The sequence below is a fragment of the Streptococcus dentiloxodontae genome (genome assembly GCF_053206925.1).
The window spans coordinates 49,727-58,201 of record NZ_JBRUHR010000013.1; the positions used below are offsets into that span (position 1 = coordinate 49,727).

At 36.4% G+C, this 8,475-nt stretch carries 12 protein-coding genes; 9 read left to right on the forward strand and 3 right to left on the reverse strand.

The genetic code is table 11. The annotated features are described in order from the left end of the window. Positions 1 to 124 precede the first annotated feature (124 nt). Together rpsD and ACVRZ8_RS07320 are read left to right on the forward strand one after the other, a co-directional pair. Positions 125 to 736, forward strand: coding sequence for a 30S ribosomal protein S4 (gene rpsD / locus ACVRZ8_RS07315; RefSeq protein ID WP_447448663.1), 612 nt, complete (start codon positions 125 to 127; stop codon positions 734 to 736). A 460-nt stretch (positions 737 to 1,196) separates the two neighbouring features. Next, on the forward strand, positions 1,197 to 1,559 hold the full coding sequence (locus ACVRZ8_RS07320; protein WP_447448664.1) for a DUF1304 domain-containing protein: 363 nt from the start codon (positions 1,197 to 1,199) through the stop codon (positions 1,557 to 1,559). 517 nt (positions 1,560 to 2,076) lie between these two features. Here the strand turns inward: ACVRZ8_RS07320 and ACVRZ8_RS07325 are convergent. Then, the gene (locus tag ACVRZ8_RS07325; RefSeq protein ID WP_447448665.1) at positions 2,077 to 2,217 is read right to left on the reverse strand and encodes a hypothetical protein; all 141 of its coding nucleotides are present in this window, start codon (positions 2,215 to 2,217) and stop codon (positions 2,077 to 2,079) included. Positions 2,218 to 2,427: 210 nt separating this feature from the next. Between ACVRZ8_RS07325 and ACVRZ8_RS07330 the strand changes: the two genes are divergently transcribed. From ACVRZ8_RS07330 to ACVRZ8_RS07350, 5 genes are all read left to right on the forward strand, one after another. After that, positions 2,428 to 3,039, forward strand: coding sequence for an NUDIX hydrolase (locus ACVRZ8_RS07330; RefSeq protein WP_447448666.1), 612 nt, complete (start codon positions 2,428 to 2,430; stop codon positions 3,037 to 3,039). Positions 3,040 to 3,181: 142 nt separating this feature from the next. Then, positions 3,182 to 3,382, forward strand: coding sequence for a hypothetical protein (locus tag ACVRZ8_RS07335; protein ID WP_447448667.1), 201 nt, complete (start codon positions 3,182 to 3,184; stop codon positions 3,380 to 3,382). A 143-nt stretch (positions 3,383 to 3,525) separates the two neighbouring features. Beyond that, positions 3,526 to 3,687, forward strand: a complete 162-nt coding sequence (locus tag ACVRZ8_RS07340) for a hypothetical protein (RefSeq protein ID WP_447448668.1) — start codon at positions 3,526 to 3,528, stop codon at positions 3,685 to 3,687. Between the two features lie 233 nt (positions 3,688 to 3,920). After that, on the forward strand, positions 3,921 to 4,064 hold the full coding sequence (locus ACVRZ8_RS07345; protein WP_447448669.1) for a hypothetical protein: 144 nt from the start codon (positions 3,921 to 3,923) through the stop codon (positions 4,062 to 4,064). Positions 4,065 to 4,444: 380 nt separating this feature from the next. Continuing rightward, positions 4,445 to 5,338, forward strand: coding sequence for a ribonuclease D (locus ACVRZ8_RS07350; RefSeq protein ID WP_447448670.1), 894 nt, complete (start codon positions 4,445 to 4,447; stop codon positions 5,336 to 5,338). A gap of 535 nt (positions 5,339 to 5,873) precedes the next feature. Here the strand turns inward: ACVRZ8_RS07350 and rpmG are convergent. Both rpmG and rpmF read right to left on the reverse strand, forming a co-directional pair. Further along, positions 5,874 to 6,023, reverse strand: a complete 150-nt coding sequence (gene rpmG, locus ACVRZ8_RS07355) for a 50S ribosomal protein L33 (RefSeq protein ID WP_002262412.1) — start codon at positions 6,021 to 6,023, stop codon at positions 5,874 to 5,876. Between the two features lie 15 nt (positions 6,024 to 6,038). Continuing rightward, positions 6,039 to 6,221, reverse strand: coding sequence for a 50S ribosomal protein L32 (gene rpmF, locus ACVRZ8_RS07360; RefSeq protein WP_447448671.1), 183 nt, complete (start codon positions 6,219 to 6,221; stop codon positions 6,039 to 6,041). Positions 6,222 to 6,537: 316 nt separating this feature from the next. Here rpmF and hisS point away from each other — a divergent pair, with 316 nt between their 5' ends. Together hisS and ACVRZ8_RS07370 are read left to right on the forward strand one after the other, a co-directional pair. Beyond that, on the forward strand, positions 6,538 to 7,815 hold the full coding sequence (hisS, locus tag ACVRZ8_RS07365; protein WP_447448672.1) for a histidine--tRNA ligase: 1,278 nt from the start codon (positions 6,538 to 6,540) through the stop codon (positions 7,813 to 7,815). Between the two features lie 94 nt (positions 7,816 to 7,909). After that, positions 7,910 to 8,329: a hypothetical protein gene (locus ACVRZ8_RS07370; RefSeq protein ID WP_447448673.1), complete on the forward strand. Its 420-nt coding sequence runs from the start codon at positions 7,910 to 7,912 to the stop codon at positions 8,327 to 8,329. The last annotated feature ends 146 nt before the right edge of the window (positions 8,330 to 8,475 follow it).

An 8,475-nucleotide genomic window follows, 5' to 3' on the forward strand; every position in this document is an offset into this window, starting at 1 on the left:
AAGCTCGTCAACAGGTACCTCGAAAAACAAGTAACCTTTGCTGTTTAGGCGAAAGGCATCTGCACGAATTAGGTTTCTTTAAGACGTTATTTCCTACAAAATTATTTTTATAGGAGGACATTTTATGTCACGTTATACAGGACCATCATGGAAACAATCACGCCGTCTTGGCTTATCACTTACAGGTACAGGTAAAGAGTTAGCTCGTCGTAATTATGTTCCAGGTCAACACGGACCAAATAACCGCAGCAAATTATCTGAATACGGTTTGCAATTAGCTGAAAAACAAAAATTGCGTTTCTCATACGGTTTAGGTGAAAAACAATTCCGTAATTTATTCGTGCAGGCTACTAAGATTAAAGAAGGAACAGTTGGTTACAACTTCATGCTTCTTCTTGAACGCCGTCTTGACAATGTTGTATACCGCCTAGGACTTGCAACTACTCGCCGTCAAGCTCGCCAATTTGTAAACCATGGTCATATTCTTGTTGATGGCAAGCGTGTGGATATTCCGTCTTACCGTGTTGAGGTTGGTCAAGTTATTTCAGTTCGTGAGAAATCAATCAAAGTTCCTGCAATCCTTGAAGCTGTGGAAGCAACTCTTGGTCGTCCAGCTTTTGTATCTTTTGATGCTGAAAAACTTGAAGGTTCATTGACACGTTTCCCAGAACGCGATGAAATCAACCCAGAGATTAATGAAGCACTCGTCGTTGAATTTTACAACAAAATGCTTTAATCTACAGTATTTATTTAGCCAGCTGTTTAGCTGGTTTTTATTTTTTTCTTTCAGAAGTTTCTATCTGTGCTAACAATACAGATATTTTATAGAAGTAATAAGAGTTAAAAATTTATGTGTAGCTTTTATCATTTCAGGATTTTTAGTTTAGCTACTTTGAAAATAACGGAGCAGAAAAATTGATTTTATACTTAAATCAGTCTATACTAAGTTAGTCTCTGTCAGTTAGCTGAAAAGCTATCATGATTACTTTACAGAAAGTTGACAGTCTAAAAAAGCTGGTCAAAGATAAGTTGAATTGCACTTTGTCACTATTTATCTGTGCTTATAACAGTCTTTAGCAGCAATATCTGTCAAGTCTTGTCAAGGTAATAGAAATACACTAACTTTCAAATCTTCTCAAAAAATCAGATAAAATATAATAGATTTGAGAAACAAAAAATATAGAAAAGAGGATCTTATGTCAATAACGACAATTATTTTGTCAACTTTAGTTGCTTTTGAACATATTTATATCATGTATTTAGAAACTTTCAGGACGGATTCAGTAGCTACAGGGCGTGTTTTTAAGATGTCCCAAGAAGAATTACAGCGTGTTTCTGTTAGTAAACTCTTTAAAAATCAAGGAATTTACAATGGCTTGATTGCTGTTTTTCTCTTGTATGGACTTTTTATATCTCATAATTCAGAGATTGTGGCACTGTTTTTATTAAATGTTATATTAGCAGCACTCTATGGTGCCCTAACAGCAGATAAAAAAATCATTATAACGCAAGGGGGTCTAGCTATTTTAGCTTTACTTAGCCTGTGGCTGCTTGGATAACATTGTCAACAATGTTGACAATGTTGTAAATATATATTTACAAATGATTGTTTAATAATTTAGGAGAGGGCTCACAAAGTCTGATTTAAAGCAATATAATGAGAGTCCTGTTTTTATTTTGTCCTCTTTTTGAGTAGACTAAAGCTGTAAATAAGACAGAAGTTTTTCTGTTAGAAAAGAAGTTTTACAATGGAAAGAATAATGAAATGGTGGTATAGCATCCAGTATCTGGCATTTATTGCTCTACTTTTTTAGCTAACTTAGTGGCAGGGCATATTAAAAATTTAGTTATATCTATTATTTTTGGTATTGTTTGGATGTGGGATATGGTAGGAGCTCCCGTTTTATTGACAACTATAATAATAAAATCTCATCTTTTCTTTTTAGCAGTGGACTTTGGGGAACTGTGGCTTACGTGATTTGTGTGCCCTTGTTTTGATGTGAAGCTTGGGATTTTCTTGGCCAGATTGGAGGATAACCAAAACAATCTAAAGGACAGCCTTCTTTTGGGCTATTCCTAATTGATTTGTGAGCTGTCTTTGCCTGAAAAATATTTGATAATATCGGTAGCAGCTTCCAGTGGACTTCCCAGCTCGTCCATAATAGCCTCTTCTTTTTCTGAATTGACTTCGTCAAAGCACTCAATAAAATAACCCATAGCTTCTTGATAATCTTTTTAAGCAGTCGGCGCAGCTCTTTTTCCAGAGCTTTTAGGTCCTCATTTTTTGTCATATCTTAGGCTCCCTCTATTAATCGATATACGATGAGTGTAGCTGTTCCATTCCTCTTTTTAAAAGTTTTATAATTAATCAAATAGCTTAGAAAAACCTTAAGAATATGGTAAGATAATTCCTAAAGGAGAGAATTCATGGATATGGAAAAACGGTTAGCAGCATATACTCCAAAACCACTTGGAGAAAAGCATCGTTACGCAGTTTTGCTACCCTTAATTCGCAGTGCAGATAGCAAAGAGTGGGAGATCCTTTATCAAATAAGGAGTGAAGATATTTCTCAGCCGGGGGAAGTCTCTTTTCCTGGAGGACGTCTTGAACAAGGAGAAAGCTTCCAAGAGGCAGCTGTCAGGGAAGCTTGTGAGGAACTGAATCTGACTTCTGATCAGATTACAGTGTTAGGAGAGATTGATTATATTGTTAGACCTGAGAGAACTATTCATTGTTTTGTGGGTCAGTTAACTGTGAATGATTGGCGCAGCCTTTCTCCTAATGAGGAAGTAGCTAGACTCTTTACCATCCCGCTTAAGGATATTATGTCTAATCCGCCTCAGTATCATATTTTAAGAAGTCTGTTGGAAGAGAATGCCTCTTTTCCATTTGAACGCGTGAGAGAGGGCAGAAATTATAACTTTGGCTATACTAAGCGTTATATTCCTTTTTATAATTTGGGACAGGAAAATATTTGGGGAATGACAGCTCTTTTTACCCATCGTTTCACTCAAATTTTAGAAGAATCTGATGTTTAAGAAGTCTGGGTGAGACATTGTTGTCTAAGCATTTTAAACGCGAAAGAGAACTCAACAGTTCTCTTTTTTTTGCAACAAAAAAGGGAAATGATAAAATAAGTTTGCGGAGGCAGGTATTAATCCAGAAGCTAGACTTAGAATTATGAATAAGGGGATTACCTCTCCTAAGACCTTTGAGGAACTTTCTGCGGCTAATCCAACTCAAAACGTGGATGATTATATTGAATTAGTCAGAGACCAAAGTTCGTGGCCGAAAGCTTGTACACCTAAAAAGGTTACCTTAAAACTAGGTGATACATTTGAAATGGCAATGTCACCAGAGGATTTTCAGCCGAATGATTAGTCAGGAGGATTTGGTACAGATATTGGGACAATCACGGATAAAGAGTATGTATATAATGATTTAGCAGTTAAAACTAACTGGAAACCTGAATTAGAACGTGTAGTATAATAACGTGTTAAGGAGGGAGTGAAGATAATATACAAATGACTTATAATGATAATATAATTAGTTGGGAATATAAAAATCAAACTGTAGAGATAAAGTTATCAAAAATTCTTCATGCGAAATATGAAGAAAACGGAAATATTGTAATAGTCAGCTGTGGAGAAAATTTTATTTCAAAAAATTTTTTCTTTACAGTGTAGATGGGAAATTGCTAGGAAGACAAGACTTGGAGGCAGGTATGGGACTATGATAGATTGCATAAACTTGAGTTTCAATTTGTAAATATATAGTATCTAGCCCTAGAAATAAATTAATTTTTAGCATCTATCGTCAGTCTAAAGATCGTGGTAGTGTTTCAAAATTAGAAATTTATAATTTCGAAAGTAAACAAGTTTATCAGATTGACTCTCCTAAAGGCTATACAATGATTTATATGACTAAAATAGATAATGAAAACTTGAGAGTTGCTTGTGAGGCAATTGATAGAGAAAATTATGATTCCTACGGAAGAAGCCGATTTCATTTTGCCTTGGATTTAAAAGACCAAAATTGGGTAAAAGATAGTTTGGCCTACTAACCATAAGAGAGGAATCTGAGCTTAAGGCTCGTCAGATTGTTGACACTGGTAAGTCTCAGCCCTTAGAGAACCGCCTTTACCTTAAGAACGGCGAGTCCAACGGCTGTTTATAACCTCTCTGCACTTTCAGGAAGAACAGTTGCCTCTGGATATGATTAGTCAACACTATAGTAATACCATTTTTCTAGTGCTAAATAGGATTTTTCTGGAACAGAAAGAAATGTCCAAAAATGAAGCGCAGAGGAGTTTAAAAATACTTTTAGGAGCGTTTTATGATAAAAACAGCTGCTGAAATGCTTGCGGAAACGATTCCGAATTCGACAGCTGTCTTGAAGAATAAATAAACTGAAATTATAGAAATGGAGCCAGTGAGAGAGAATATGGAATATGTATCAAGAATTAATTTGAAAACCGCAACAGAATTTCGTAATGAATTGATTGACTTCTGTTTGAAATCAGATAGGCAATATCTTGCGATTGGTTGGAGCCGTATTTATGGAGAAAAAGAATTGCTGACTTTTTCCGAATATTATGACCGTATTCGCCAAGAGTCTAAAAGGGTGAATCCTGTTCTGAATATTTTCAAAGATACTGCTGTTGACGATTTATTTTTGACACGGGATTTAGATGGGAGTTATTGGATTTGTAGGGTAAAAGGCTCTGTGCTTATGAGATGTAATCGTCGTTTAGACTACGGAGCGCTACTACCGGTAGAGGCTTTTAAGGTAGGGACACAAGTTCCTGGACAGATTAAAGCGGCTTTCAATAGAGCTAATGCGGGTACTGCACAAAGAATTCGATGGTCAGTGATTGTCGAGTATTCTAAGGCTATCTATAATGAGCTATCCAAGGTAAATTATTATGAAATTTCACAATTACAGGGGAATTTACTGGATAATCTACCTGATTTTGATTTAGAGGAATTAGTGATAGCTTATATCCAAATCAAATATAATTACTATGTTCTATCAAATTCCATTGCTCGTAAATCTACAACCATAAAGGTAGAATGCGAGTTCCTTTCTCGAGGCTCAAACAAACTTAGGAAAGCAATTGTTCAAGTCAAGGGGAAGAAAGCTGCTCCACTAGATGCGATACAATTTCTTGAATTTATACAGGATGGATACGAAGTGTTTCTATACGCACCAACTATAGTAAATTCAGAGGATTTGAATAATATCACTATCATCAAGTCAAGTGAATTACTTGAGTTCTATAATCATTATAAAGCGGTTCTGCCAGCGTCCATTACGCAGTGGGAAAAAATGTATTGATTATTTCAATTTTACATGAATTGATGGTAAATCAAAAATATTAACAATAACGATTTGTTATTGTTATATAGAAATTTTACTCACTAATCTAAATCAAGGTACATAAAGGGGGAGCAATGAAATTAATTTATACTACTCAAAAACATAAACTCAATAAGTGTGAATGATTTCAAAATGAAAATAAAGTTGAAAAATACACAACTTTCTGGATTAAAATCCCTGGCCGTTTTACCATATACCATGATGTGATCCGTGCTGATACAGCTCTTGTCCTTATTATCCCGCGCTCTCTTTAGTTATTAAAACCACCCGAAATTCATTGTTCAGGTGGTTTTTTTATCGCAATTACTTTAATTTCAGTGAAGAAGATATAATTTTCGAAAAACATAACAATATCTATAAGTTCTGATGTTAAGGGTTTTAAATATTAAATGGGACTAGTTTGATTTTAAGCAGTAAAAATCCAGTTATTTTGCTAAAATCAAAAGAAAAAAGCCTTTGAAATATTGATTTCATAGGCTTTTCTTATGTTCAATTATTTCACTTCAGTGAAAATCACGTGTTTACGCAATTTTGGTGAGTATTTTTTGAGTTGAAGACGATCTGGAGTGTTGCGTTTGTTTTTTGAAGTAAGGTACAAGCGTTCACCAGATTCTTTGTGTTCAAGTGTAATATTTACGCGCATGGTATCTCCCTTCTATTATTCCGCAGCATTAGCTTTGGCGATTTTACGTCCTTTGTAGTAGCCCTTAAGGGATACACGGTGAGAACGTGAGTAATCTCCAGTAGTTTCGTCAAATTTCACAGTTGGAGCTGTCAATTTGTAATGTGTACGGCGTTTATTTTTTTTCGCTTTTGACGTATGACGTGCAGGTACTGCCATTTTTTCTTTCCTCCGATAAGTTAATGATATACTTGATTTTAAATCAACTTTAATAGAATACCACATCTTTTTTGTAAAGTAAAGTTACTTGACAAAAAACTTTAAATTTTGAGATAAAAGAAGCGGTTGGAAGCTCTAAAAGGCTTTGAGCCACTTTTAGAATGCTTATAGCTTATTTGGATGTCACACAGAAACAATCCGATATTCGTCATGGACAACGGTGTTTTCCTTTGTTTCTTTTTTAAATAATGACTGATTTGTGCCCTATTTTATGGTAGAATAGATAGCGAAAACCAGCTTAGAAAGAGATTTTGACATGAGGTTACAAAAGCCAAAAGGAACGCAGGATATTCTGCCAATAGATAGCAGCAAATGGCAGTATGTAGAAGGTTTAGCGCGTGAGACCTTTAAAAAATACAACTACGGTGAGATACGTACGCCGATGTTTGAACACTATGAGGTAATTAGTCGCTCAGTTGGAGATACGACAGATATTGTGACCAAGGAAATGTACGATTTCCATGACAAGGGAGATCGGCATATTACATTGCGGCCAGAAGGAACAGCTCCTGTCGTACGTTCCTATGTGGAAAACAAGCTTTTTGCACCAGAAGTACAAAAGCCTGTCAAGATGTATTACATGGGTTCTATGTTCCGTTATGAGCGTCCTCAAGCGGGGCGTCTGCGTGAGTTTCATCAGATTGGTGTGGAGTGTTTTGGTTCTAAAAACCCAGCAACAGATGTTGAAACGATTGCTATGGCTTATCAGCTTTTCGCTGAATTAGGCATTAAAGATGTGACTTTGCATCTTAATAGCCTCGGCAATACGGCGAGCCGTGCGGCTTATCGTCAGGCTTTGATTGATTATCTGACGCCCTTGCGTGACAGCTTGTCCAAGGACAGTCAGCGCCGCTTAGAAGAAAATCCTTTACGCGTTCTTGACTCCAAAGAAAAAGAGGATAAAATTGCGGTTGAAAATGCACCATCCATTCTGGATTATCTAGATGAAGAATCTCAAGTGCATTTTGATACCGTACGCAGTATGCTTGAGGAACTCAAAATCCCTTATGTGATTGACACTAATATGGTACGTGGTCTGGATTATTATAATCACACGATTTTTGAATTTATTACTAAAGTCAATAAGTCAGAGCTGACAATCTGTGCAGGTGGGCGCTACGATGGCTTGGTTGACTATTTTGGCGGGCCAGAAACACCGGGCTTTGGTTTTGGTCTTGGGCTGGAGCGCTTGCTTCTAGTTCTTGATAAACAAGGTGTCGAACTTCCTGTCGAAGAAGGTCTGGATGTTTACATTGCAGTACTTGGTGTTGGTGCCAATAGCAAAGCCTTAGAACTTGTTCAGGCTATCCGCGCTCAGGGGTTCTCAGCTGAACGAGATTATCTTGACCGCAAGATTAAAGCTCAATTTAAGTCGGCTGATACTTTTAAAGCCAAACTTGTCATCACTCTCGGGGACAATGAAATCGAAACTGGACAAGCTGCTGTCAAAAATAATAAAACACGAGAAGAGACCTTGGTAACCTTTGAAGCTATTACAGATAATTTTGCGGCAATATTTGAGAAACTTAAGTAGAAAGAGAGGAGATCCTTTTCTATTTAAAGCCGTTAGAAATACTAAGGGTTAAGCTGAGCTGTTCTCAATAGATAAAAATAAAGCGGAGGGATCCATGACTCATAGTTTAGTAGATTTACTAAAAACTCAAAGTTATTTTAGTCTTTCTTTTGACAGGAACAGACCGATAGCTTTTCAGCAAGCTTTTTGGAAACTAATTGAGCTTTTAGATAAACATGAGATTACCTGGTTTAATGGTGAAGCTGCTAGTGACCATGCCATGTGTCAGCACTTGCTTGGTCAGCTTTGGCAGTATGATTATCAGACTGTAGTGCTGACTTTTGAAGTCAAAGAACGTTATCTTGGCTGGCAAGTAGACGAAGAAACGGATGAGTTAACCATTATGATCGAAGATGTCTATGGTTTTCGCTGGAATCGCCTAGCGACAGAAGCAGATTATGCTATTGAAGATTTTGAAGAATCTCAGTCAGATTTTATAGATACCAGTGATTTATTGGCAGCTTTTGGGAAATAAGCGCTATTGTGTTTAAAATATGGCTCTTTGTCAACTGTAGTGGGTGACTTATAACTAAGCACGAGAGAGAATCAGATTGGTTCTCTCTCTTTGCATGTTCAAAGCGATAAGAATTTTAGTTTTAAAGTTTTTGAAGTTTCGAAAGC